The organism is Oscillibacter sp. PEA192, assembly GCF_003574015.1.
Taxonomy (GTDB): domain Bacteria; phylum Bacillota; class Clostridia; order Oscillospirales; family Oscillospiraceae; genus Oscillibacter; species Oscillibacter welbionis.
Genome location: NZ_AP018532.1, coordinates 1867510 through 1890984, shown reverse-complemented (window position 1 = coordinate 1890984; position 23475 = coordinate 1867510). Strand labels below are relative to the sequence as shown.

The 23475-nt window shown below is 62.9% G+C and carries 23 protein-coding genes and 1 tRNA gene; 10 read left to right on the top strand and 14 right to left on the bottom strand.

What is annotated here, in order from left to right:
- Positions 1 to 38 precede the first annotated feature (38 nt).
- Positions 39 to 114 (top strand) — tRNA-Ala (locus tag DN611_RS09325).
- A gap of 140 nt (positions 115 to 254) precedes the next feature.
- Positions 255 to 641: a metal-dependent transcriptional regulator gene (locus DN611_RS09320; RefSeq protein ID WP_021750078.1), complete on the top strand. Its 387-nt coding sequence runs from the start codon at positions 255 to 257 to the stop codon at positions 639 to 641.
- 38 nt (positions 642 to 679) lie between these two features.
- On the opposite strand, the gene DN611_RS09315 is transcribed toward DN611_RS09320, so the two are convergent.
- From DN611_RS09315 to rplU, 7 genes are all read right to left on the bottom strand, one after another.
- The gene (locus tag DN611_RS09315; protein ID WP_256264246.1) at positions 680 to 1240 is read right to left on the bottom strand and encodes a putative ABC transporter permease; all 561 of its coding nucleotides are present in this window, start codon (positions 1238 to 1240) and stop codon (positions 680 to 682) included.
- A 98-nt stretch (positions 1241 to 1338) separates the two neighbouring features.
- The gene (locus DN611_RS09310; protein ID WP_021750080.1) at positions 1339 to 2133 is read right to left on the bottom strand and encodes a polysaccharide deacetylase family protein; all 795 of its coding nucleotides are present in this window, start codon (positions 2131 to 2133) and stop codon (positions 1339 to 1341) included.
- A 160-nt stretch (positions 2134 to 2293) separates the two neighbouring features.
- Entirely contained in the window at positions 2294 to 3676 is a 1383-nt protein-coding gene (locus DN611_RS09305) for a TrpB-like pyridoxal phosphate-dependent enzyme (RefSeq protein ID WP_119311148.1), read from the bottom strand.
- A gap of 488 nt (positions 3677 to 4164) precedes the next feature.
- The gene (gene obgE, locus DN611_RS09300; protein WP_119311147.1) at positions 4165 to 5451 is read right to left on the bottom strand and encodes a GTPase ObgE; all 1287 of its coding nucleotides are present in this window, start codon (positions 5449 to 5451) and stop codon (positions 4165 to 4167) included.
- Positions 5452 to 5936: 485 nt separating this feature from the next.
- A complete protein-coding gene (gene rpmA / locus DN611_RS09295) occupies positions 5937 to 6218 on the bottom strand; it encodes a 50S ribosomal protein L27 (RefSeq protein WP_025543765.1) in 282 nt (93 codons plus the stop codon).
- A gap of 41 nt (positions 6219 to 6259) precedes the next feature.
- Positions 6260 to 6592, bottom strand: coding sequence for a ribosomal-processing cysteine protease Prp (locus DN611_RS09290; RefSeq protein ID WP_021750085.1), 333 nt, complete (start codon positions 6590 to 6592; stop codon positions 6260 to 6262).
- A 2-nt stretch (positions 6593 to 6594) separates the two neighbouring features.
- Entirely contained in the window at positions 6595 to 6906 is a 312-nt protein-coding gene (rplU, locus tag DN611_RS09285; protein ID WP_119311146.1) for a 50S ribosomal protein L21, read from the bottom strand.
- Between the two features lie 207 nt (positions 6907 to 7113).
- On the opposite strand from rplU, the gene DN611_RS09280 reads away from it, so the two are divergent.
- From DN611_RS09280 to DN611_RS09270, 3 genes are all read left to right on the top strand, one after another.
- Positions 7114 to 7572 carry an AraC family transcriptional regulator gene (locus DN611_RS09280; RefSeq protein WP_119311145.1) on the top strand — a complete coding sequence of 153 codons (459 nt, stop codon included), beginning with the start codon at positions 7114 to 7116 and terminating at the stop codon, positions 7570 to 7572.
- Between the two features lie 124 nt (positions 7573 to 7696).
- Entirely contained in the window at positions 7697 to 8056 is a 360-nt protein-coding gene (locus DN611_RS09275; protein ID WP_021750088.1) for a DUF3796 domain-containing protein, read from the top strand.
- The gene (locus DN611_RS09270) at positions 8053 to 8271 is read left to right on the top strand and encodes a helix-turn-helix transcriptional regulator (protein ID WP_025543763.1); all 219 of its coding nucleotides are present in this window, start codon (positions 8053 to 8055) and stop codon (positions 8269 to 8271) included. Before DN611_RS09275 ends, DN611_RS09270 begins: the two co-directional genes overlap by 4 nt.
- Before the next feature lie 49 nt (positions 8272 to 8320).
- Here DN611_RS09270 and mtnN read toward each other — a convergent pair whose 3' ends face one another.
- From mtnN to DN611_RS09250, 4 genes are all read right to left on the bottom strand, one after another.
- Positions 8321 to 9007 (bottom strand): 5'-methylthioadenosine/S-adenosylhomocysteine nucleosidase, encoded by a 687-nt coding sequence (gene mtnN, locus DN611_RS09265; protein ID WP_119311144.1) that lies wholly within the window; start codon positions 9005 to 9007, stop codon positions 8321 to 8323.
- Positions 9004 to 9420, bottom strand: a complete 417-nt coding sequence (locus DN611_RS09260) for a zinc ribbon domain-containing protein (RefSeq protein WP_025543761.1) — start codon at positions 9418 to 9420, stop codon at positions 9004 to 9006. Before DN611_RS09260 ends, mtnN begins: the two co-directional genes overlap by 4 nt.
- Positions 9421 to 9448: 28 nt before the next feature.
- Positions 9449 to 10372, bottom strand: a complete 924-nt coding sequence (locus tag DN611_RS09255; RefSeq protein ID WP_119311143.1) for a carbon-nitrogen hydrolase family protein — start codon at positions 10370 to 10372, stop codon at positions 9449 to 9451.
- Between the two features lie 219 nt (positions 10373 to 10591).
- The gene (locus DN611_RS09250) at positions 10592 to 11800 is read right to left on the bottom strand and encodes an acetate/propionate family kinase (RefSeq protein WP_025543760.1); all 1209 of its coding nucleotides are present in this window, start codon (positions 11798 to 11800) and stop codon (positions 10592 to 10594) included.
- Between the two features lie 363 nt (positions 11801 to 12163).
- Between DN611_RS09250 and DN611_RS09240 the strand changes: the two genes are divergently transcribed.
- From DN611_RS09240 to DN611_RS09220, 5 genes are all read left to right on the top strand, one after another.
- Complete coding sequence (locus DN611_RS09240) at positions 12164 to 13387, top strand: tRNA(Met) cytidine acetate ligase (protein ID WP_119311141.1); 1224 nt, start codon at positions 12164 to 12166, stop codon at positions 13385 to 13387.
- A 17-nt stretch (positions 13388 to 13404) separates the two neighbouring features.
- Positions 13405 to 14325, top strand: a complete 921-nt coding sequence (locus tag DN611_RS09235) for a DUF3298 and DUF4163 domain-containing protein (protein ID WP_119311140.1) — start codon at positions 13405 to 13407, stop codon at positions 14323 to 14325.
- Positions 14326 to 14440: 115 nt separating this feature from the next.
- A complete protein-coding gene (locus tag DN611_RS09230) occupies positions 14441 to 14782 on the top strand; it encodes a PadR family transcriptional regulator (protein ID WP_021750096.1) in 342 nt (113 codons plus the stop codon).
- Position 14783: 1 nt separating this feature from the next.
- Positions 14784 to 15512: a permease prefix domain 1-containing protein gene (locus tag DN611_RS09225; protein ID WP_145985087.1), complete on the top strand. Its 729-nt coding sequence runs from the start codon at positions 14784 to 14786 to the stop codon at positions 15510 to 15512.
- Positions 15509 to 16147 (top strand): hypothetical protein, encoded by a 639-nt coding sequence (locus DN611_RS09220; protein ID WP_119311138.1) that lies wholly within the window; start codon positions 15509 to 15511, stop codon positions 16145 to 16147. Before DN611_RS09225 ends, DN611_RS09220 begins: the two co-directional genes overlap by 4 nt.
- Positions 16148 to 16182: 35 nt before the next feature.
- On the opposite strand, the gene DN611_RS09215 is transcribed toward DN611_RS09220, so the two are convergent.
- The 3 genes from DN611_RS09215 to DN611_RS09205 form a co-directional block, all read right to left on the bottom strand.
- Positions 16183 to 17241 carry an NAD(P)H-dependent oxidoreductase gene (locus DN611_RS09215; RefSeq protein ID WP_021750099.1) on the bottom strand — a complete coding sequence of 353 codons (1059 nt, stop codon included), beginning with the start codon at positions 17239 to 17241 and terminating at the stop codon, positions 16183 to 16185.
- A 103-nt stretch (positions 17242 to 17344) separates the two neighbouring features.
- Entirely contained in the window at positions 17345 to 18595 is a 1251-nt protein-coding gene (locus tag DN611_RS09210; RefSeq protein ID WP_119311137.1) for a lactate dehydrogenase, read from the bottom strand.
- 39 nt (positions 18596 to 18634) lie between these two features.
- Complete coding sequence (locus DN611_RS09205) at positions 18635 to 23452, bottom strand: nicotinate-nicotinamide nucleotide adenylyltransferase (RefSeq protein WP_119311136.1); 4818 nt, start codon at positions 23450 to 23452, stop codon at positions 18635 to 18637.
- Between the last annotated feature and the right edge of the window lie 23 nt (positions 23453 to 23475).

Here is a 23475-nt window from a genome sequence, read left to right as displayed (position 1 = left end):
ATGTTCCGAGCGCGAAAGCCGCATAGGACAAGCGGTTCGGGGGTATAGCTCAGCTGGGAGAGCGCTTGACTGGCAGTCAAGAGGTCAGCGGTTCGATCCCGCTTATCTCCACCAAAAAAGAGAGACATGTTAAAGCATGTCTCTCTTTTTTCCACTATCCGCATGACCTTTCCCGCTCGAAATAGATCACGGCCGATAGGCGGCTCACGTTTTCCGGCAAGTGATTTATTCTCCAAAGAGAAAGGTTGAGCGCCATGGTAATCCACGAGTCCGCAGAGGACTATCTGGAGTCCATCCTGGTTTTGCAGCAGCGGCGGGGGCAGGTGCGGTCCATTGACATCGTCAACGAGCTGGGATACTCCAAGCCCAGCGTCAGCATCGCCATGAAGAAGCTGCGGGAAAACGGTTATATCTCGATGGATGCGGACGGATTCATCACTCTGAATGAAAGCGGGTTGGAAGTGGCCAGCCGTGTCTACGGTCGGCACAAGACCCTCTCCAAGCTCTTTGTCCTTCTGGGAGTAACGCCGGAGGTGGCCTCGGAGGATGCCTGCAAGGTGGAACACGACCTCAGCGAGGAGACGTTCCGCTGCATCCAGCAGTATCTGGAAAAGATGATGGAAGAACAGAAAGAGGACTGACCAAGTCAGTCCTCTTTTGATTAATGCGGCAGGCGGCATCACCGGAACAGCAGCACGGCGCAGTCCACAGCCAGCAGCACCAGAACGGCGATGCAAGCCCCGCGGCGCACCCGGGGCGACAGGCTGTGGACCAGCCGGTGGAACAGGGGCTGGAGCACGTACAGGAACAGCAGTCCGCCTAGTCCGAAGCGGATGGAGGGGGAGAGAGCGATACGGCCCTCAAAGTTGATAGCGTAGTCTCGGTAGGTCTGCCAGGGCCAGGCGCCGGTCAGGGCCTCCAGCAGATAGCTGGTGGCCAGCTCGATGGCGGTGGCGGCGATCATGCAGCCCAGGAACACCAGCACTGGCTTCACCCAGCGGAACCACGCTGGCTCCCGCTTAGCCATCAGGCGGGAGAAGGCCAGCAGGAACACCAGGGCGCCAACGCCGTACACCGGGCAGTAGGGCCCCAGCAGCACACCCCGGTTGGTGAATCCCCAGCGGTAGACCACCACTTCCAGAAACACCTCATACAGCCACCCCAGCATGGAGTAGAAAAAGAAATAGAGCACGTAGGACTGAACAGCTTCCATCCACTTGGATTTGGAGAGAGAACGCATGGGACGCCGCCCCCTTTCGTCTCCACCATCCTATCATGTCAGGCGGCAGGAAGCAAGGGGAGAATGAAGCCGGGCGCTGCGTCCGGTCCGGTGCGTGGTCAGGCCAGCCCGGGCAGCTGGTCCAGGGAGGCGAAGGTGTAGCCCATCTCCTCCCACTTGGTCAGCAGGTCATCCAGGATCGCGGCGTTGGTGGCGGAGGTAGAGTGGAGCAGCACGATGGCTCCGTCGTGGATGCGGGGCAGCAGTTTGGCATAGGCCTCCTCCGCAGAAGGTTGATCGTCCGTGTTCCAGTCCACATAGGCCAGACTCCAGAACACGGTGGTGTATCCCAGCTGTTGGGCCTGCTTCAGATTCTCCACACTGTATTTTCCCTGAGGCGGGCGGTAGAACTTGGAGAGAGGCTGTCCTGTGGTCTCCTGGTACAGGGTCTCCAGGTCCGTCAGCTCCTTCTGGAATGCGGCCATGTCCGAGATGCTGGACATATCCGGGTGGTGGTACGTGTGGTTGCCCACAATGTGGCCCTCTGCCGCCATGCGGCGGACGATGTCGGGAGCAGATTCGATCATATGCCCCACCACAAAGAAGGCGGCGGGGGCATTGTGCTTTTTCAGGGCGTCCAGTATGGCCTCTGTGCAGCCGTTCTCATATCCGCAGTCAAAGGTGAGGTAGAGGACCTTTTGGCTGGTATCCCCCAGGTAGTAGGCGCCGTATTGGGCCAGGTCCTCCGCAGAGGCATTGCCCACTGGGGATTCCCCCTCTGTGGGGAAGGATAGCCCCCAGTCCGCAGCCGCAGGGACCGCGATGGGGGCGGAGGCGGTGAGGGCCGGTGCCGGGGCAGTGAAATAAAACAGCGCGGCGAGCGTCAGGCACAGGGAGGCGGACACCAGCGCCATGGCGCCGCGGCGGTTGGGATTGGACACAAGACATTCCTCCAGTCTGGGCAAATGGATTCGGATCCAGTTTGCGCAGACCGGCGACATTTATGCAGAAAAACCACCGGAACAGAGAAAATAGCGGAGGACAACATGTCCTCCGCTGTCTTCGTGACTAGGGTCAATCCTGTCCCGGCACCTTGGGCAGCTGGGCGAAGCTGGCCTCCAGTTCTGCGTCAGTGGGGATATAGTCGGTCATCTGGCCGTTGTGGAACTTCTCATAGGCCACCATATCGAAGTAGCCGGTGCCGGTGAGGCCAAAGACAATGGTCTTCTCTTCGCCGGTCTCCTTGCACTTCATAGCCTCGTCGATGGCTACCCGGATGGCGTGACTGGACTCCGGCGCCGGAAGGATGCCCTCCACCCGGGCGAACTGCTCCGCCGCCTCAAAGACCTTTGTCTGCTCTACCGCACGGGCCTCCATCAGCCCCTCATGGTACAGCTCGGAGAGCACGGGGCTCATGCCGTGGTACCGCAGACCTCCGGCGTGGTTGGCGGAGGGAATGAAGTTGCTGCCCAGAGTGTACATTTTGGCCAGGGGGCAGACCTTGCCGGTGTCACAGAAGTCGTATGCGAATTTGCCGCGGGTGAAGCTGGGGCAGGAGGCGGGCTCCACGGCGATGAACTGGTAATCCCGCTCGCCCCGCAGCTTTTCACCCATGAAGGGGGAGATCAGACCGCCCAGGTTGCTGCCGCCGCCGGCGCAGCCGATGATGATATCGGGCACGATGTTGTACTTGTCTAGAGCCGCCTTGGCCTCCAGACCGATGATGGACTGGTGCAGCAGCACCTGGTTAAGGACGCTGCCCAGCACATAGCGGTAGCCGGGCTGGCTGGCGGCGGCTTCCACTGCCTCGGAAATGGCACAGCCCAGGGAGCCGGTGGTACCCGGGTGCTCCTTCAAAATGGCCCGGCCTACGCTGGTGGTATCGGAGGGGGAGGGGGTGACGGCGGCGCCGTAGGTCCGCATGACCTCCCGCCGGAAAGGCTTCTGCTCGTAGCTGACCTTCACCATGTAGACCTGGCAGTCCAGCCCCAGGTAGGAACAGGCCATGGAGAGGGCAGTACCCCACTGGCCGGCGCCGGTCTCAGTGGTGACGCCCTTGAGGCCCTGGTTCTTGGCGTAGTAAGCCTGGGCGATGGCGCTGTTCAGCTTGTGGGAGCCGGAGGTGTTGTTGCCCTCGAACTTGTAGTAGATCTTGGCGGGGGTCTGGAGCTTTTCCTCCAGGCAGTAGGCCCGCACCAGGGGAGAGGGCCGGTACATTTTATAGAAGTCCCGGATCTCCTGGGGGATGGGGATCTCCCGGGTGTCATTGTCCAGTTCCTGCCGGATCAGTTCGTCGCAGAACACCGGACGCAGGTCATCGAAGCCCATGGGCGTGCCGGTGGCGGGGTTCAGCAGAGGGGCGGGCTTGGTCTTCATATCTGCCCGGACATTGTACCAATTCATGGGCATCTCGTCTTCGGTCAGGTAGATTTTGTAGGGGATTTTCTCGAATGTCATGGTTGTGCTCCTTTCTGATCTGCGGCCCTTTGGAGAAAAAGAAAAAGACCTTCATCCCACAAGGACCCATTCCTATGGTTCCCTTGGGACAAAAGTCTGCGACTTCTGCGGTGCCACCCAACTTGGCGATTGCTCGCCCACTCGGCGACGTGCCAACACACGTCTTTCCCTGGTAACGGGGGAAAAGCCCGTCGGCGCTTACTGGGGAGAGATCCCGTTCAGCCCGCCCTCTGCGGTCCATTCGGCGGGGCCCCTTCTGCTGCCATCCCACCACCGGCAGCTCTCTTGGAGAAGCGACGTCCGTGTACTCGTCCGCGTCATTGGTTTGTGCTTTTGAACTTGGGCTGAGTGTACAACACGCTGGGCCCGCCTGTCAAGCTTTGAAAAAAACTTTGTGAGTTCATTACAAAAAAGCGTAAAAAATTTCTCTAATTTTCGTTTTGAATTTTGGAAAAACAGGGGCGGGCCATTTGGCCCGCCCCTGGATTTTACCGCTGGTATTCAAATTCAAAATCGTATAGGGAAACAATGTCACCGTCCTGAATGCCCATCTCTTCCAGCTTCTGGAAGAAGCCATTATCCCGCAGCACCTTGTCGAACCACATCCGGCTCTCATAGTCGGCGAAGTTCACGTTGCCCATCACCTGCCGCAGCCAGGGACCCTCCACGATCCAGGTGCCGTCGTCCTCCCGGTGGATGTCCAGCGGGGCGGAGGCATCGATCACCGGGGCCTTCGGCACATACTCCGGCTCATACACAGTGACAGGGGGCAGGACGGAGAGCATCTCCGCCGTCTTCTTCACCAGTTCCCGGGTGCCCTGGTGAGCGGCTGCGGAAATCTCCAGGAGCGTGTAGCCCAGAGCCTCCACATGAGACCGGAGCCGCTCCAGGTTGTCGGAGTCCGGGGGGAGGATGTCCACCTTGTTGGCGGCCACGATCTGGGGCCGCTCCGCCAGGTCCGGGCTGTACTGCTTCAGCTCCGCGTTGATGGCGTCAAAGTCCTCCACCGGGTCCCGGCCCTCGCTGCCGGACACGTCAACCACATGGACCAACAGGCGGCAGCGGTCCACGTGCCGCAGGAAGTCGTGGCCCAGGCCGGCGCCCTCGCTGGCGCCCTCAATGATGCCGGGAATGTCCGCCATGACGAAGCTGACGCCGTCCTCTACCCACACCACGCCCAGATTGGGGAACAGGGTGGTGAAGTGGTAGTTGGCGATCTTGGGCTGGGCCTTGGATACCACGGAGAGCAGCGTGGACTTGCCCACGTTGGGGAAGCCCACCAGCCCCACGTCCGCCAGCAGTTTCAGTTCCAGGATGACATCATGGGCCTCGCCGGGGAGTCCCGCCTTGGCAAAGCGGGGCACCTGCCGGGTGGGAGTGGCGAAGTGGCTGTTGCCCCAGCCGCCCCGACCGCCTTTGCAGAGAACATAGGGCTCGCTGCCAGACATGTCCTGCATGATCTCGCCGGTCTCTGCGTCCCGCACCAGCGTGCCCCGTGGAACCTTGATGACCAGATCTGTGCCGTCCTTGCCGGTCTTCCGGGCCCCCTGGCCGTCGGCGCCGTTGCCGGCCTCGTACTTGCGCTTGTAGCGGAAGTCCATCAGGGTGGACATATTATCATCCACCTGCAAAATGATGGAGCCGCCCCGGCCGCCGTCGCCGCCGTCCGGCCCGCCGGCAGCCACATATTTTTCTCGGTGAAAGGACACGGAACCGTTGCCGCCGTTCCCTGCCCGGACAGAGATTCGGGCCTTATCGATGAAAGAAGTTGCCATGGTTGCACCTCATATTGTGATCTATTCAAAGAATTCCTAATCCTGCCTATTTTATCCGAAAACCTGCCACACGTCAAGAGCGGAGGCGTTCTGCTGAAGCTTCCTGTGTACAAGAATCAAAAGGCGGAAGAGTCTGTGGCGCCGTGGGGCAGGCTGTGTTATACTGGTTTCGCTATAAAATGTTCTGCGAGAAGGGGGCTGTACGATGGAGGACGTGATCCTGCTGGTCATACTGGTGTCTGTCCTGTATCTCCTGCTATGTCTGCTGATTGCCTTTATACGGGCACTGTTTCCTGGGAAAAGGAGCCGAAAATCCTGTTTTAAAGACACATTCTGGATGTTTTTCCTGGAGATCCTGAATCCCCTCAACTGGCTTTGACTGATGCCGGCCAGAAGGTCGCTCTGTTTCTGAAACGGACCATTTCAAGAAAACGCATAACGGCAAAAAACCGCCCCGGTCATTTGACCGGGGCGGTTTGGCTTCCTTATTCAGCCTCGTAGACAGAGACCTGCTTACGATCCTTGCCCAGCCGCTCGAAGCGGACTGTACCGCTGACAGTGGCGAACAGGGTGTCGTCAGTGCCCTTGCCCACGTTCACACCGGGGTGGATGTGGGTGCCGCGCTGACGCACCAGGATGTTGCCGGCCTGGACGAACTGACCGTCGGCACGCTTGGCGCCAAGGCGCTTGGCCTTGGAATCACGGCCGTTCTTGGTGGAGCCGCCGCCCTTCTTGTGGGCGAAGAACTGAAGACCAATACGAATCATGATACGGACCATCCTTTCTGAAGATTTTTAGATGGGGAGGATCAATCATCCTCCAGAACTTCGATGTTGTCGGGATACTCGTCGTGGAGCGCGGAGAAGTAAACCATCAAGCCTGCCAGCAGAGACTGACAGGTGCTCTCCGCCGTGGGGGACAGCCCTCCGGGCAGATGGAGCGAAATGGACGCGTCCTGCTCCCGAACCTTAACCGATGCGGCTAGGCCCAGCACGTCATTGACGGTGGCTTCCACCAGACGGATGGCGCTGGTGACGGCGGCGCAGACGATGTCGGCGCCCGCCTCGGCGTAGCCGCTGTGGCCACGGGCCTCAAAGCCGGTGATCCGGTCGCCCTCCATACGGAATACGACAGTGGTCATACTCAGACGGAGATCTTGCCGATCTCGACCTTGGTGTAAGGCTGACGATGGCCCTGACGCTTGCGGTAACCCTTCTTGGCGTTGTACTTGAAGATGCGGATCTTCTTGCCCTTGCCGTTCTTGACGATCTTGCCCTCCACAGAAGCGCCCTCCACCACGGGAGTGCCGAAGGTGGCTTTGTCGCCGTCCAGGATGGCCAGGACCTGGTCAAACTTCACGGTGTCGCCGGCTTCCTGGTTCAGCTTCTCGATGTAGACCACGTCGCCCTCGGCTACCTTGTACTGCTTGCCGCCGGTCACGATAATTGCGTTCATGTCGTTGTTTCAACTCCTTCATTACGGGCTCGCTGTCGGGGGCGGTCCCGGTGGGACACTTTTTAACCCATTCAAAGCGGCTCAATTAGTATATCAGCCAAAATCTGAAAAGTCAATCATTTTAAAAAAGTTCTTGCAAAATATTTGAATTCTATGTAGTATTTCGCTGTCCGGCCGGACACGAATCAACATATAGGAGGTGGTCGCTTGACCATTGAGAAACTGGGAGACATGCAGATCGCCTATATGCGCCGGACCGGCGGGTATGGCGAAGGCAACCGGCAGCTGATGGAGCAGTTCAAACGATACCTGAGAGAACATGCGCTGCTTCAGGAGGATACAACGATCCTGGGCATCGCTCTGGACGATCCGGCGCAGATCCCGGAGGACCGGCAGAGGTATGACGTGGGCATGATCCTCACCGGCCGAGAAGACCCCTGCGGCCTGCCGGTCCGCACCGTTGCCGGCGGCCGCTGGGCAGTATTTGAAGTCCCCCATACAGAAGAGGGCGTGTCAGATTTCTGGGGAGACCTTCCCCAACGCGCAGCACGGCTGCCTGTGGACGGCACGAGACCCATCCTAGAACGATATGCGCATCCGAAGGTCTCAGCGCATATCTGTGAGTTTTGCGTGCCCTTGCGGGAAAGCAAGCTCAGGGGGATTTGACGCTTGACGCGCGGAGACTGCTCATGCTAGCCTCATACTTGACAGCGTAAGTGGTATATGATATATTCACCTCATAAAGAGCGAAATATACCGCTTTTTGGAACGCTGATTAGGGAGGCCACTTATGAAAAAGCAGATATTGTATGGAATGCTGGGTTTTCTCTCCCTGCTGGGGTTCGCAGGCGTGTTTACGGAAGCGCGGGGATTCCTGGGCTTCTTCGCCTTTGCGGTGGACTTCCAGTACTTCTTTTTGAAGTCTGACGAGATGCTGGAAGCGCAGCTGGCCCGGTCCGCCTCCCGGGCGTTTGTGGTCGGGATGCTGATGATGGCGGCCGCTGTGCTGGGGACCCTGACGCTGGGCGGTTTTACCCCCCAGCGGGCACTCCTTACCGGCTGCACGGTTGGCTGGGCTGCCTCTGTGGTGGTCTACGCCCTGACCGCCGCCTGGTACGGCTTCCGGGAGAGCTGGGGGCTGGAGCCGTGATCCGCAACCGGATGAAGGAGCACCGGGCCCGTCTGGGCCTGAAGCAGGAGGAGCTGGCAAAGCTGGTGGGGGTCCGGCGGGAGACCATCGGAAACCTGGAAAAGGGGCGGTACAACCCCTCTCTGGTGCTGGCCTGGAACATCGCCAAGGTGTTCGGGGTGCCCATTGAAGAAGTATTTACCGTAGAGCCGGACGGCCCAGCGGAACATAGCTGACGGGATACGAGCGCCCGGCGGGGATCATCCCCGCCGGGCGCTCCATTTTCTATCTGCCAGCTTTTTGAAGTGCCTTGGCCAGGGGCAGCACCGCCCGGCCCAGGGCCTCCAGGGCCTGGCCGAAGTCGAAGTACTCCTCCGCCTGGCTGTCGGAGAACAGGTGGTCTGAGACGGACTTCACCGATACGAACCGGACACCGTTCCGCAGGCATACCTGGGCGATGGCACCGCCCTCCATCTCCGTCAGCAAGGGGGAGAAGGTACCCCGGATCCACTCCGCCCGCTGCCCCTTCACAGCAAACCAATCCCCGGTGGATACCCGGCCGGTGACGGCGGGATAGCCCAGGGAAGCAAGCAGCTCCGCACAGCGCTCCGGCTGCCAGGTGGGGAAGGCCACCTGATTCACCGTGGAGACCAGGCCGATGGGGTCCCCCACAGCGGTGGTGTCCACATCGTGCTGGACGAATTCCGACGCTACCACCAGCGTGCCGGTGGGCAGATCCGTGAAGCACCCGGCCACGCCGGCGTTGAGAATCAGATCCACGCCGTACCGCAGGCACAGCAGCTCCGCGGCCATGGCAGCGTTCACCTTGCTGACGCCGCCGGCACAGGCCAGAATGTCCGGGGCAATCTCAAATATGGGAACGCCGGAGACGGTCTCCAGCGGCGCCAGCTCCCGGGCGCCCGGCAGGGCATGGAGCTCCGACGGCATGGCGAATTGCAGGGCGATTTTCATGGATGATCCTCCTCTTGGACGTCAGGCAGCCGCTTGCCGCAGTGGCCGCAGAATGTATAGGAATCCCCCAGCTTGGCGCCGCAGTAGGGGCAGTAGCGCAGGGGCCCCTCCGGTCCGGACGTGTCCACGGCCTCCGGGGGCTGGCCGCCGAAGCGCTGATTCAGCGGGTCCGGCTCCTCCTCGCCGTCCACGATGTCGAAGGCGGAGTACCGTTTTTTGCCCGCGGCGTTCTTGAAATTGTAGACGGCCTGGACGATGCCCACGATAACGAACAGCACGCCGAAGATGGAGAAGGAGATGGGCGCCCCCATGGAGGCGGCGGATACGGTCCAGAAGATGCCGAAGACCACAGCGATGACGGAGCCGAGGGCTCCCATGGCTGACGGCCCCCGGCCGGGCTTGATGTGTTTCACAGCGGGGCTTCCTCCTTCGGCATTTCTGTCACCGGTCGTCCACGGTCAGCTTCAGCACGTCCGGCCGGGCGTAGTGGCCGCAGCCGTCGAATTCCATCCGGCTCCGGGGCACCTGGGTCAGGTCCAGATCCGCACAGATGATGGCCTCCCGGTCCCAGACGGGCTGGGTCACATAGTGGCCGTAGGGATCCACCACGCAGCTGCCGCCCCGGCAGACGATATCCGGCAGGCGGCCGATCTCCTCCGGGCAGTGGAGCCCGGCGGGGTACATGTCCCGAGTGAAGACCATGTCGCAGTTGACGAAAAAGCAGTGCCCCTCGATGGCAATGTGACGGATGGTGGCCTGCCACTCCTCGTTGTCGTTGGTGTTGGGAGAGAGGTACAGGGTGATCCCCTTCTCGTACAGGGCGACCCGGGCCAGGGGCATATAGCTCTCCCAGCAGATCAGGCTGGCCATGGGACCCCAGGGCGTCTGCGCCACCGGGAAGTAATGCCGGTCCGCGTCACCCCACACCACCCGCTCCGCGCCGGTGGGCTTCAGCTTCCGGTGGACGGTGAGCAGTTCGCCCGCCGGGGAAAAGATCAGGTTGGTATTGTACAGCGTGGCGTTGACGGCGTCCCGCTCGGACACGCCGATACTCACGTAGGCCCGAGCCTCCCGGGCGGCCCGGCCCAGGATCTCTGTCTCCGGCCCAGGCACCAGGATGGAGTTGTCGTAGTACAGCCCCCAGTCCTTCCGGCCCGGGGCGGTCCGGCTGCCCACGGTGAAGCCGAAAGTCATGCCGTAGGGATAGCCGGGGATGAACAGCTCCGGGAACACGATCAGCTCCGCCCGCTCCGCAGCCGCGGCCCGGATCAGCTCCACCGCCTTCACGGTGCAGGCGGCTTTGTCAAACATCACTGGGGCGGCCTGGACCACCGCGATCCGGCAGGACTCCCGCAGATCCCGCATACATGATCACCTCGTTTCGAAGATTTCCGCTGGGTGTGTTTTGAGTATAGCATACCGCTGTGCCGGGGGCAAGGCTTTGCGGGGCATTTGCGCCCATTCGGGGCGGACGCTGCTCCCCTCGCGCTTTCCCAGGATCCCTGCTTCCGAAACGGGATGTTTGCAAAAGAACAGAGGGCAGGCCTGCGGCCTGCCCTCTCTGAATATGCGGAGATGCGGAATTTAGTTGCCCTTGACGATGGCGGCCGTGTCGGTGGCGATCATCAGCTCTTCATTGGTGGGGATCAGCAGGACCTTCACCTTGGAGTCGGCGGCGGAGATGACGGTCTCCTTGCCGCGGACGTCGTTGGCGGCGGGATCCAGCTTCACGCCCATATACTCCAGGCCGTCGCACACCATGGCGCGGATGCCCTTGTCGTTCTCGCCCACGCCGGCGGTGAAGATAATGGCGTCCACCCCGCCCATGGCGGCGGCGTAAGCGCCCACGTACTTCTTCACCTCGTAGGCGAACTTCTCCTCCGCCAGCTGGGCCCGTGCGTTGCCCTCTTCAGCTGCCTTCTCCAGGTCACGGAAGTCGGAGCTGACGCCGGACAGACCCTCTACGCCGGACTTCTTGTTGAGGATGTTCAGCATCTCGTCGATGTTCATGCCGTACTTGTTCATCAGGTACTGCAGGATGCCGGCGTCCAGGTCGCCGGAGCGGGTGCCCATGGGCAGGCCGGCCAGGGGAGTGAAGCCCATGGAGGTGTCCACGCTCTTGCCGCCGTCCACAGCGGCGATGGAGGAGCCGTTGCCCAGGTGGCAGGAGATCAGCTTCAGCTCCTCGGGCTTCTTGCCCAGCATGGCGGCAGCCCGGCCGGAGACATACTTGTGGGAGGTGCCGTGGAAGCCGTAGCGGCGAACCTTGTCCTTCTCATAGTATTCATAGGGCAGGGCGTACATATAGGCCTTGGCGGGCATCGTCTGGTGGAAGGCGGTGTCGAACACGGCCACCTGGGGCACGTCCTTGCCCATGACGGCGGTGCAGGCGTTGATGCCGGTGATGTTGGCGGGGTTGTGGAGGGGGGCCAGGGGGATGCACTCCTCCAGGGCCTTCATGACCTCATCGGTGATGAGCACAGAGCCGGCAAAGGCCTCGCCGCCATGGACCACCCGGTGGCCCACCGCATCGATCTCCTGCATGGAGCCGATGACGCCGTTGTCCTTGTCCACCAGAGCGTTCAGCACGGCCTGGATGGCCTCGGAGTGGGTGGGCATGGCCACATCGACGGCGTCCAGCACCTGCTTGCCCTCCACCTGGGGCTTGTAGGTGAACTTGCCGTCGATGCCGATCCGTTCGCACAGGCCCTTGGCCAGCAGGGCGCCGGTCTCGGGATTCAGCAGCTGATACTTCAAGGAAGAGCTGCCAGCGTTGATAACCAGAATGTTCATGTTTACCGTCTCCTCTTTTTTGGAAATGCCCGTGGACATCCCCACATCGTATGAATTGCAGGCAGATGCCTGGCTGAAAGGGAACCCGTACCCCGGCGGGGCGGGTCCCGGCGCACTTCTCATTATACCAGAGATTTCCCCGGTTACAACCGGAATTTTGAACGAACCGGCGCTTTTTTGCCGGGGAAGTTCCGGCGCAGCGGCACCTGTCCGCCGCAGAGCAGTCCGGAATCGGCCCGGCTGGACGTTTTCCGGAAAGTATGGTATGATCGAAAAAAAGTCCGAGGCGGGCGGCATTGATAAAAAATTGACGAGACTGACACCGGACTGTAACTTTTTTGTCATTTGGAAGGGGAGAAATCCATGGGGGCCGCAGGTATAATCGTAGAATACAATCCGCTCCACAGCGGGCACCTGCGGCTTCTGGAGGCAGGCCGGGCGGCGCTGGGACCGGACACGGCCATGGTCTGCGTGATGAGCGGGAACTTCGTGCAGCGGGGGGACTTCGCCCTGCTGCGCAAACACGCCCGGGCCAGGGCCGCCGTGGAGAGCGGCGCGGACCTGGTGCTGGAGCTGCCCCTGCCCTGGGCGGTGTCCTCGGCGGAAGGATTTGCCGCCGGAGGCGTCCAGGCGCTGGCGGCCACCGGGGTTGTGGAGCACCTGCTGTTCGGCAGTGAGTGCGGCGATGTCTCCGCCCTGGAGCGGGTGGCCGCCGCGCTGCTGGCACCGTCCTTCCGAGACCGGCTCCGAGAGGTGCTGCCTGGAGCGGTGAGCTTTGCCGCTGCCCGGCAGCGGGCGCTGACCGGCCTGCTGCCGGAGGAGGACGCCGCCCTGCTGGAGTCTCCCAACAACATTTTGGGCATCGAGTACTGCAAGGCCCTGCTGGGGCAGAACGCCCCCCTCCGGCCGGTGACCATCCGGAGGGAGGGCAGCGCCCACGACGGCGCCCTGGCGCCGGACACCCACCCCTCGGCCTCCGGCCTCCGGGCGCTGCTGCGGCAGGGGAAACGGGAGGAGGCCCTGTCCCTGCTGCCTCCGGCCATGGCCCGCGCTTATGAGCTGGAAGAGGCCGCCGGCCGGGCCCCGGTGTTCTGGGAGAACAGTCACCGGGCCATTCTGGCCCGGCTGCGGTCCATGACGGCGGCGGACTTTGCCGCCCTGGACCAGGGGCGGGAGGGCATTTGGAATCGACTGTACGACGCCTCCCGCGCTGCCGCCTCGCTGCCCGAACTGCTGGCCGCAGCCAAGACGAAGCGTTACGCCATGGCCCGCCTGCGGCGGATGGTGCTGTGGTCCTACCTGGGACTGACGCCCGGCGATATGCCGGAGCGGGTGCCCTATCTGCGGGTGCTGGCGGCCAATGGGACCGGTTGCCGACTGCTCTCCCGGATGCGGGAGGCGGCAGCCGTGCCGGTGCTGACCAGGCCGGCGCAGGTCCGGCGGTTGGGCCCGGAGGCCCGGCGCCTGTTTGAACTGGAGGTCCGCGCCACGGACCTGTATACCCTGGCGTATCCCCGCCTCTCCGCCGCCGGCGGCACGGAGTGGAGGGAAGGTCCCGTGATCTTAGGAGGGCCTGCGCCCTGCTGAGGAAAGGAGCAACCCCTATGAAACGGATGATCGCCCTGCTTTTGCTGCTGTGTATGCTGACAGCCTGCGCAGCCCCCGTTCCGGAGACGGAGGAGCCCACGGCTGCATCGCAGGAGATTGCCGTCCCGGAACAGAAGCAGCCGGACAGCGGCACGATGACGGGCGCGGCCACCTTCACTCAGGCTGCATCCGAGCCCTTGACCTATACGGTGGTTCTGAAGACGCTGGAGGACAGCGCCGCGGCGGCGGACGGCACGACTTTGGCTGTGCGCTCCTATGAGCTTCCGGAGATGACCGTGACCCTGCCGGACGGCACTGTGCTGACGGAGGCGGCCTCCCCGGCGGAGACGGCGGCCCTGGAGAGGGCGGAGGCCTTCAACAGCCGGTTCCGCGACTGGGCCGGGGCGGATGGCTTTGACGAGGTGACGGCCTGGGCAGAGGAGGAGCTGGCCTTTCGGACGGAGTCCGGTGGGAATTGGACACCCTACACGCTGGAGCTGGACTGTTCTGTCTATCAGACGGAGCAGATGGTGTGCATCCAGGCGGAGTATTACAGCTATACCGGCGGGGCCCACCCCAACACGGTACTGCTGGCCTGGAACTTCGACCTGATGACGGGCCAGTTCTTCGCGCCTGAGATTCTGGCAGCGGACGGGCAGATATTTCTGGACGCGGTCCGGGACGAGATCATCCGCCAGATCGACATGACGCCGGAAGCCGCCGTGGAGGCCGGCTACTGGGAGGACTATCAGGACATTGCCGCAAACTGGAGCAGCTACGCGGTCTCCTTCAATGAGGAGGGGATGACAGTGGCCTTCTCCCCCTATGAGATTGCCTGTTACGCCATGGGGCCGCAGGAGTTCCGGCTGTCCTACGAGCAGCTGGCGCCGCATTTGAACAGCCATGGCCGGGATCTGCTGGGGATCGGGAAGAATTGAGGAAAAAAGCGCGCGCCGGGCAGGCGCGCGTTTTTTGTAATTGACATACCTAGAATTACTATGTATACTAAAGGCATAGTAATTCTAGGTATGTTGCCTGGACAGGAGGTGCCCGATGGCAAAAAAGCAGACCATGGACCACGCCCAGCTGCTGGTGCTGTCCCTGCTGGCGGGGGAGGATATGTACGGTTACCAGATGATCGTGGAGCTGGCCCGCAGATCCGACCACACCTTTGAGATGAAGGAGGGGACGCTGTACCCGGTGCTCCACGGCCTGGAGCGGGACGGGGCGGTGGAGGCGTATCAGCAGGAGGCCCCCACCGGCCGGATGCGGAAATACTACCGCCTTACCCGCCGGGGGGCGGCGGTGCTGCGGGAGGAGGCTGCCGCCTGGCAGACCTACTCCGGCGCGGTGAATGCGGTGCTCCGGGCCTGTCCGGGGCTGGACCCGGCATGATATGGACAGGCGGGATTATACGGACCGGGTGCTTTCGTCCCTGCGCCGTGTGACGGAGAAGGAGCGGGAGGCCATTCGGTCGGAGCTGGACGGCCACATCGAGGACCACATGGAGGCCCTGCGGGAGCTGGGGTATGACGAGGAGCTGGCAGAAGAGCGGGCCATCGCCGCCATGGGAGAGCCAGATGAGGTGGGACGGGAGCTGAACAAACAATACCCCTTCCGCTGGCTGGTGGCGAAATGGGGGGCCATTTTGCTGGCCGTCTGGATCTTGGCCTCAGTACTGGTTTTTTCTGGGGAGGGGACACTTGGGGTTTGGACAGGTATTACAGAGCGCAGGGTCCCAAATCTCAGACACCATGCTGGCCCATCTGGCGGGATCATTGCTGCTGTCTATCCCAAGATGGAGTTCACAGTTGGAGATGATGTGGTGCGGATAGTACGAGTATGCACCTACCGCAGCATCCCATGGGGACATCTCATGGCCTTTGTCAATTTTGATTCCTACGACCGGCGGTTTATGGGCGTGGTTGGCCGCAAGGAGATGGTTTTGGAGAGCCAGAGCGGCGAGAAAGGTGAGGCTTTGATTGCAGGGCCATTTGATTGGTGGAACGCAGGGAACGGATGCGTAGCCATAGAACCAGAGGACACCTATGTGACCCTGCGGTATGACATATATGGGGAATCCGGCAGTATCCAGATTCCCCTGCCGGAGGGGATGGCACCATGAAAAAGAGCAGAATGTACACGCGGAAGTGTCTGGCCCTGCGCTGGGCACTCCTGGCACTAGCATTTCTTTTGATGGTGAACCACCTGCTGGGGATATGCTTGCTGCTGCCGATCCAGACCGCTCATAGGTCGGCGGACTTGCAGGGCATAGGTCGGACCCACCTTGTGGAACGGCGCTGGGAACCGGAGTTGAGAGCGACTGGCCTCCTATATCTGATGGAAAATGAAAATGCGCTCTTAATGACAGATACGCACTTAGGACTATTGGGATGGGAGACGGAACGGGGTTCCGCAGTAGACTGTACCGGCGATGCACCGTTGTATGTGGGCCAATACGATGCTGTCTATGATGACAGGATGGTAAACTGCTATTTCGGCCGAATCGACGATCCGACAATTGAACTCGTAGAACTGCAAATTAGGGCGGAGCCTTTTGACCAGGCGACCCCAGAGTTTTACTGCCTGTCTGTGGAACGGGAGGCGTTTATCAAGCAGGGAGACCACACGTTTTTTTGGATTATGGAGGTCCTGCCGCGGAAAAGAAATCCGGAACGGGCGTACGGATATCCGATTATTCTTGCCTATGACGCCAAAGGAAACGTGGTGATAGAGTTCGATACTACCCCAAACACATAGCAAGAAAAGCGGCACGCCTTTCGGCGTGCCTTCTTCTAGTATGCAAGCTGACATAACATATTCTCCGCGAACCGATCCGCCCGGTCCTGAATCCCCGGCAGGGCCAGGGCCTCGCCCTTGTCGTTGGCGGTCTCCAGCAGGCAGAAGTTCGCCGGCAGCCAGAAGCCCTTGTTCATGTTCATGGCTCCCGCCGCCTGACAGGCCACGATGTCACCGCCGGAGTAGCCGGACACCACGATGGCGAACACCGCCTTGTCCGCAAAGGAGGTGGTGCGGTACAGGGCCGTCAGCCGGTTGATGGCTGCCGTCAGGTTGGCGGACAGAGCGTCGTTGTAATTGGGGCACAGCAGCACCAGCGCGTCCGCCTCCCGGATGGCGGGGTAGACCTCCTGGACCATGACGCCGCCGTAGAAGCACCCGCCCTGTTCTCCGAAGTGGAGGCAGGTGGTGTAGGGGCAGCCGGCACAGTCCTCCAGCGTGCCGTTCCGCAGGCAGATCTCCGTGATGTCACAGCGTTCCTCCAGCCGGGTCCGCACCAGCCCCCACAGGGCCAGGGTGTTGGAGGTGGCCCGGCTGGAGGCGTGGAGGGCCAGCAGCTTCGGCCGCTCCAGCCGGGGGCGGGAGAAGGCCAGCACCCGCTCCACCAGATCCGCCGTCGCCAGATGGTAGGCCGCTTCCAAAGAACAGCCAGCGTTTCGGGCCTGGACCGTGAAGTTCCGCAGATCGCCAGTGCCTTCCACCAGAGGGCGACCCACAAAGGCGCAGCCCGCAAGGTTGGCGGCCAGCACCAGGTCCCGGCCCGCTGCCTTGGTGTACAGATCGCCGGGGGCGTCCACCAGCACGCTCCCCACGCAGCGGTCCAGGCAGTTTGGATGGGTGCGGAGATGGGCCAGCAGGTCATAGAACCCGCGGTTCACGCCGCCCTCATCCAGGGAGACGACAAACAGGAGCCGCCGTCCCGTCAGCGGACCCTCCAGGCGGGATAGCACCTCTGCCTGCCGCCCCGCCAGGGCCGCCTCCAGCACTCCGGCGCACCGGGGGGAGAGCGCCCCGCCGGGGCGGATCACCGTCAGTTCTTCAGATATGCCGATCATCTCCTTCCTGCGTCCGGCTGCATTCCGGCCGAGCCCCCGCCCGGTGCGCGGGGCAAAGCGGCGTGCAGCGGCCGGTATGATGAAACGCGGCGGCAGCCGCCCGCTAAATGATCTCCCGCAGAAGTGTCTGGGTTTCCCGCAGCCGCTCGAACAGCGGTGTGGGCAAAGAGGCAGTCTCGATTTCCAGACCGGCGGCGGTTAAACGGTTGCGGACGCCGAACCAGATCCCCCCCAGAGCCACCGAGCTGCAATGCCAGCTCCGGCGGAGCGTCAGCAGCAGCTGCATGGCGCCGGAGGAAATGGCAGGAGCCACATAGGGCTTGAAGCCCAGCTCCCGGATCCGCAGATTGGCGGTGGCCACCAGCTCCGTCAGCTCCCGGGAGAGGCCGTCATCATAATGGGAGAGGGAGTTGGCGATCACCAGCCCCTGACCGTGAGGACCATAGCTGCGGCCATCCAGCAGGAAGCTGCGGAACCGGGGATCCTGCTTGGCAAAATAGGCCGCACGGGCGTTCATGACCCCCAGTCCGAAGCCCTGGATCTGTTCCGCCCGAAGCCCCTGCCCGTCCCACTGGCCGTCGGGCCCCTGGTTGGAGGCCAGATACGCCGCCTTGCACAGGGGATCCACCGGGTCGGACAGTACAATAAAGAGTCCCCGGAATCCCGCCTGCCGGGCCTGCCGGGCGTAGTCCTCCACCAGCGGCCGGTTGGCGCCGAACTGGGCCATCCGCACGTCCCGGACACCGCCTCCCACCGGAGGAACGCCGCGAGTGGCGGCGAAGAGGAACACATCACAGCGGAACAAGTCCCCGGCCGCTACCGGCTCCACTGCCGGAAGAGCGTCGTAGTCCCAGGGCCAGGATACCTGCTCCATCTCCGTGACCCAGCGGGCCACAGTCTTCTGATTCAGGTCGCAGATACCGATGCTCTCAATACAGTCGCCTCCCAGGAGCTTCAGCGCCGTCAAAAGGGTGCTGCCCACATCTCCTACCGCCAGCAGATTCACCCGCAGGCGGCTTGGCAGATGCATGGCGGACGCCTTGGTAAAGTCAGCCCAGCGGGGGTGGCGGATGTTAACCGCCCGCAGCAGCCGGGCGTCGATGGTGTGCTGGAGGCGTTTGGGCAGGGAGGGGACCGGAACGCCCATCCGGGAGGGGTCTAGCCAGGTCACATCCTCCGTCTCCGCAGTGAGCTGCCGGGGGTCTGAGACGCAGAAGGAGGACCGGCTGCGAATCGGGTCCCGGTCGATGAGGAAGAGGCTGGGCGTCCCTGCGGAGGGACGCTTCGCCGGCTCCAGGGGGAGGTCCGGCAGCAGAGAGGCGAAGATGACCTCCCCGTGGCGGTAGTAATACATAAGGGCTCCTTTCGCCTGGATGGCGCGCCAGGCCCGCGGTCAGGATTGGAGGACGTTCCGCATCCGCAACAGCATCTCCAGGTCGTTCTGCAGAAATACGGAGGCAGGAAGACTGGGGTCATAGTGCATACAGCTGCCCTTGTCCGGGGAGAGGGGCAGGATCACCGCCTCACTGAGGCGGGAGAGGGTGAGGTTGCGGGCGTACCGCTCCCGGAAGGTGGTCTCCAGGGCCAGCAGGATGTCCCGGGCGTTCTCCAGGCAGGCACAGGAGAAACGGAACACCGCCTCCCGTCCGCACTCCCGGTAGAAGCGGGGGAAGGCGTAGGGCAGGATCAGGTTCACCGCTGGGGTCAGGCCGGGGACGGAGGGCTCCTCATGCCCCACAGTGTCGCCGCCGATGAAGGGGTACATGGTGGACTCCACAAACCAAGAACGCATATTCGGAATGAAATAGACGCTGTCCACACTGCGGCCCTTGGCGGCCATCAGATCCCGTCCGCGGCCGGACAGCAGGCCCACCAGCACCCGGTCGATGACCACACCCTCCTGCCGGAAGAGGGGATCCAGCGCCCGGATCCGGTTGCCGGAGTGGAGCAGGTCGTCCACCAGGATCACCGGCCGGCGGAAGGAGTGGATGGTGCGGATCTGGCTCTCCAGCGGCGCGTAGCCGGGGAAATTCTCGATGTCGAAGGAGGTGAGGTCCCTGGCAAAGACCTTGTCGGTGTGGATGGTCTTGGTGACGGTGTTGGGGATGGCATTGCCCCGCAGGATCTTGCCGAAGGGTACGCACATCTTGGGACCCAGTACCCGGGGCACTGTGGGCTCCGCCGGGACGCCGTTCAGGTCCACGATCTTCCGCACCAGACGGTGGTAAATGACCTCCGCGTTCAGGGACAGGATCAGAGAACCCGGATACAGGCCGGTGAGAGCCCGCTGCATCCGGCAGTGGGCGGCGCGGACCGCCGCCAGCACGGTACGGTCGGAGGAGAAAGGCTCCTTCAGCGTGGTGGGGATGTTCTGCAGCAGTACGGAGGGAGAGCGCATATCCACCAGCAGCAGGGGCTTTGCGCTGGGCAGCTCCGCCGGGACAAAGCCTTGCCTCTCCAGCAGGTCCAGCGTCTCCTCCGACGCAGTGGCGTGCCACACGGCATAGCTGCAGTCCGCTCCCAGGGAGCGGGAGAGGGCCTCTGTCATCAGCAGCTGGCCCACATCATAGCTGCCGCTGGAGCCGCGGGCGGTGTAAAGTCCGGTGAGCAGCTGAACCCGCCCCGCCGTGTGCTTGCGGACATAGTCCGCCAGCTCCGTGTCCCCCAGGGCCTCATACAGCCCGCCGGAGTTCACGGTCCGCAGGGTCAGAAAACCCAGCACCCGGGGGCGGGATCCCGCGTCCCGCAGGATGCAGAGGCCGTCCCTGGGGTCGATCTCCGGCGGCTGCTCCCGCCCCTGAAGCGGTACCTCCGTCAACTCCTCCCACAGGTGCCGGTCCGGCTGGGAGATGTGGGAGAACTCCAGATCCCCCGCCCGGAGGATCCGCTTGTACTGGGGCTCCCGGAGATAGAGGCTGTTGCGGTAGATGAAGTCCTGTACCACCGGGTCAATGAGGGTGGAGATGTCCCGTCCCAGGTCGATGTTCTCCCGGATGCGGGTGGAGCTGATGTCTTCCAGATGGGTGGGCAGCTGCAGCTGGATGATGCGGCCGGAGATGCAGCCCAGATCTGCGTCGATCTCCCGTCCCTCCGCGTCGCTGGAGCGGCGGAAGACGATGTGGTTCATGGAGTGGACGGACCCCGGCACCGGTGCCGCCTTGTAGGAGGAGGCGTTGGCTACCACGTCCGAGCCCACCGCCAGGTACAGCTCCCGGCCGGAAAAGACCTCCCGCAGCCGGTCCAGGTCCTCCGGCGTGGCCAGGTTCACTGGGATGTCGTGGGGGAAGAGGTACACGTCGAACTCGTCCGCCACGGACATGCTGACGATCTGCCTCCGCACCAGGGAGGGCTGCGCCTTCTTGGACCAGGAGAACTCGTCGATGGCCAGATACACCTCCATCCCCAGGTCCCGGATCTCCTGGACGATGCCCTTATGGCTCAGGGAGAAGGGGTCGAAGGTGCCGGGAAAGAAGGCGGCCCTTCCCGGCATGTAGAATGGGAAGTCTCCGCTTTCAATCTGATAGGAGACGATGAAGCGGTAGATGTGGGAGAGGGCGGCGGCGGTGTAGAAGAAGCTCAGCTCCTGTTCCGGCTGCTCTCCCAGCAGGAAGAGGATCTTCTTGGCCATCAGGGTGAAGAGGGCAGCCTTCCCCTCGTAGGAGAGGGTCTGTGAGGCGAAGAGCCGCTCGCCCAGGATCTGCAGCGCCTCCTGCCGCACGCTCTGACGATAAGAGGCCAGGCCCTTCAACAGCAGGCCTGCCAGCCGCCGCCAGCGGCGTTCCAGTACCTCCCGGGACTCGTGGAACCGCTGGGCGTATATGGCATAATGCTCCAGCATGGCGCCCACAGTGGCCAGGGCGGCGGCCACCACCACGGTGTTGGCGGAGGAGAGGAGGATCTGCATCTGATCCACGATCTCGTCCAGTTCCCTGGGCGTCAGCCACAGGGCAAACTGGCCCAGGTACTGGGGGATGTACTGGGAGATCTCCGTCTGCCCGGTCTCCAGCACCTTGGAAAGCTCCACGGCCACCTCGTTCCGGCGGTCCGGCGTCAGGGCCGGAGCAATGGCCAGCAGGGAAGCGCCCGCCAGCCGGCGGACCACGATATTCTCACTGACCTTCATCAGGTTGGAGAAGTGGGTGGCGATGTGGAGCACGTTGGCGCGGTCTCCCTGTTCCACCTGACCCAGCAGGTACTCCACGCCCACGGCCTTCAGAACCCAGTGGGTCGCAGTCTTCAGGTTGTCCAGAAACACATTGCTCACAACGTCCTGCCGGTCCAACAGGGACCGCTGGATGGAGACATCCAGGCCCAGCCGCTCTCCCAGGCGGGCCTGGAGAAACAGCAGCGGCGTGCTTCCCTGGCAATCCGCTGCCTCCACGGCGGCAGTGATGGCCGCGGCGTCCCGGCCATTGGGGTCCAGGGCCGTCAGCAGGTGGTGGAACAGCCGCAGGGCGGCGGCCTTCTGGGGCAGGCCGCCCCGTTCCAGCCACCAGACGGAAAAGCCGGTCAGCACGTGCAGATCCTCGGCGGATACCCGGTCCAGCGGCAGGCTCAGCACCGTGTCCAGCAGGGCAAAGGCCGCATCGGCGTCCACCAGTTCCGGGCGGCGGTAGTGGCGGAACAGCTCCCCGGCAAAGCGGGGGGCGTCGGCGTCGGAGCAGTTCATCAGCAGCGCGTCCGCCGCAGTCTTGGCCTGATAGCGGATCATGCTGATCTGCCGGGGCGTCAGCCGCCGGTCCGGGTCGATGAGCTTTTCCAGGTACTCCGCCCACAGCTGGAAGGGCAGGTCTTCCTCCGGGTCCGGCGGGGCGTCGGCCGGGGGCTCCTTCTGATAGCCCAGGCGGAAGGCGGCCAGGATGCGTCCGATGAGGGCGGCGGCCCGGCGGCGGATGTCTCCGTCCGGGATCAGCAGCAGCTCATACAGAAAGTCCAGGGTCTGCTGCTTCTGAGAGGCGTTCCAGTAGGTGAAATACTCCTCAAAAATGGAGACGTATGCCTGGAGCCGGGCGGGGTTCTTTTCGCCCCGGGCGGCCTCCAGAGTGTTGCCGAAGAGCTGCTCATGGCCCAGCCGGTGCATCAGGCGGATATTGTGGTCCACGGCGGTACGCCGCAGAGCGGTCACCACCTCGTCCGTGTTCAGCAGGGCAGCATTTTTGGCCGGGCGGGCGGGGCCGCCGGCGGTGCGGAGGGTGGTGTCCACCCCAAAGGAGATGAGATAGTCCTCAAAGTCCCGCAGCTTGGCGTAGACATAGCGGTAGCGCAGGCGCTTGGCATCGTCCACATTGTCCAGCTTGCTGAGGATGACGTCAAAGGCCTCCTGCAGGGAGTAGAGGCAGGGGATCTCCCGGCGGTCTTCCCCATAGGTCTGCTTCACCCGGAAGTCCGCGTACACCAGCGTCAGGGACTCCGAGGACAGGTTCTCGATCTCCAAATCCCAGACGGAGTGGTTGGCCGCGATGTGGCCCAGGGCCGTTAGTCCCCGGCGGGTGAACCACTGGTCGGTGTAGTAATAGTGCAGGTAGGGCACCCGTTCCCCGGGCTTGCAGCCGAATTTGCCCAGGTCGTGGCCCAGGGCGGCTCCGGAGATCAGCCCCAGGTCGATGAGTCCGCCGGAGGCGCAGAAGGCCCGGGCCACCCGCATGGACACATAGTGGACGCCGGCGATGTGCTCCAGGGTGCGGAAGGATGTGACCTCCCGGCTCAGGCGGAGCATCTCATAGATGTATTCCTCCCGGAACCGGTAGCAGAAGCGGCGGTACTCCTCCGCCACACCGCTGTGGGAGAGTTCCTCCTCCGTGCAGAATTCAAAGTCCAGCCAGAAGTCAAAGGGCAGGCAGGTCCGCTCCGCGTCAAACAGGACCTGGAGCAGCTGCAGAAAGCACAGCGCTCCATCCCACTGGGCGGAGGTATGTCCGGGGTCCGACGCCGGATACAGCAGCGCCCGGGCCACCTGGTAGGCGTAGGACAGCCATCCCTCAGCGGGATCCGGCGCCACCTGGTCCAGCAGGGGGCGGAAGGCCGCCAGGGCGTCGGCGCAGGAGATCCGGCCCCGGATGGGCACTAGATCCCGGAGCAGCTGGTGCCAGTCGGCGCCGCCGAAGATACGCTCCGCGTCGGCGCGGGCCATTCCCAGCTTCTGAAGAAACGCGGGCGATTCAAAGGCCTCCGCCGCCTGAATATGCAGGGGCTTTCCCAGTTGTCGTTCCATGGGTATCGTCTCCCTTTTCCTCT

Excerpts from the sequence above, each read along its gene's own strand:
- mtnN (WP_119311144.1), bottom strand. The coding sequence starts at position 9,007 with ATGAAAATCGCCCTGCAATTCGCCATGCCGTCGGAGCTCCATGCCCTG.
- DN611_RS09250 (WP_025543760.1), bottom strand. The coding sequence starts at position 11,800 with ATGAACATTCTGGTTATCAACGCTGGCAGCTCTTCCTTGAAGTATCAG.
- DN611_RS09220 (WP_119311138.1), top strand. The coding sequence starts at position 15,509 with ATGAAAAAGAGCAGAATGTACACGCGGAAGTGTCTGGCCCTGCGCTGG.
- DN611_RS09315 (WP_256264246.1), bottom strand. The coding sequence starts at position 1,240 with ATGCGTTCTCTCTCCAAATCCAAGTGGATGGAAGCTGTTCAGTCCTAC.
- DN611_RS09290 (WP_021750085.1), bottom strand. The coding sequence starts at position 6,592 with ATGACCACTGTCGTATTCCGTATGGAGGGCGACCGGATCACCGGCTTT.
- DN611_RS09255 (WP_119311143.1), bottom strand. The coding sequence starts at position 10,372 with ATGCGGGATCTGCGGGAGTCCTGCCGGATCGCGGTGGTCCAGGCCGCC.
- rpmA (WP_025543765.1), bottom strand. The coding sequence starts at position 6,218 with ATGATTCGTATTGGTCTTCAGTTCTTCGCCCACAAGAAGGGCGGCGGC.
- DN611_RS09240 (WP_119311141.1), top strand. The coding sequence starts at position 12,164 with ATGGGGGCCGCAGGTATAATCGTAGAATACAATCCGCTCCACAGCGGG.
- DN611_RS09210 (WP_119311137.1), bottom strand. The coding sequence starts at position 18,595 with ATGTATTACTACCGCCACGGGGAGGTCATCTTCGCCTCTCTGCTGCCG.
- DN611_RS09320 (WP_021750078.1), top strand. The coding sequence starts at position 255 with ATGGTAATCCACGAGTCCGCAGAGGACTATCTGGAGTCCATCCTGGTT.
- DN611_RS09310 (WP_021750080.1), bottom strand. The coding sequence starts at position 2,133 with ATGGCGCTGGTGTCCGCCTCCCTGTGCCTGACGCTCGCCGCGCTGTTT.
- DN611_RS09205 (WP_119311136.1), bottom strand. The coding sequence starts at position 23,452 with ATGGAACGACAACTGGGAAAGCCCCTGCATATTCAGGCGGCGGAGGCC.
- rplU (WP_119311146.1), bottom strand. The coding sequence starts at position 6,906 with ATGAACGCAATTATCGTGACCGGCGGCAAGCAGTACAAGGTAGCCGAG.
- DN611_RS09225 (WP_145985087.1), top strand. The coding sequence starts at position 14,784 with ATGGACAGGCGGGATTATACGGACCGGGTGCTTTCGTCCCTGCGCCGT.
- DN611_RS09305 (WP_119311148.1), bottom strand. The coding sequence starts at position 3,676 with ATGACATTCGAGAAAATCCCCTACAAAATCTACCTGACCGAAGACGAG.
- obgE (WP_119311147.1), bottom strand. The coding sequence starts at position 5,451 with ATGGCAACTTCTTTCATCGATAAGGCCCGAATCTCTGTCCGGGCAGGG.
- DN611_RS09275 (WP_021750088.1), top strand. The coding sequence starts at position 7,697 with ATGAAAAAGCAGATATTGTATGGAATGCTGGGTTTTCTCTCCCTGCTG.
- DN611_RS09215 (WP_021750099.1), bottom strand. The coding sequence starts at position 17,241 with ATGATCGGCATATCTGAAGAACTGACGGTGATCCGCCCCGGCGGGGCG.
- DN611_RS09235 (WP_119311140.1), top strand. The coding sequence starts at position 13,405 with ATGAAACGGATGATCGCCCTGCTTTTGCTGCTGTGTATGCTGACAGCC.
- DN611_RS09230 (WP_021750096.1), top strand. The coding sequence starts at position 14,441 with ATGGCAAAAAAGCAGACCATGGACCACGCCCAGCTGCTGGTGCTGTCC.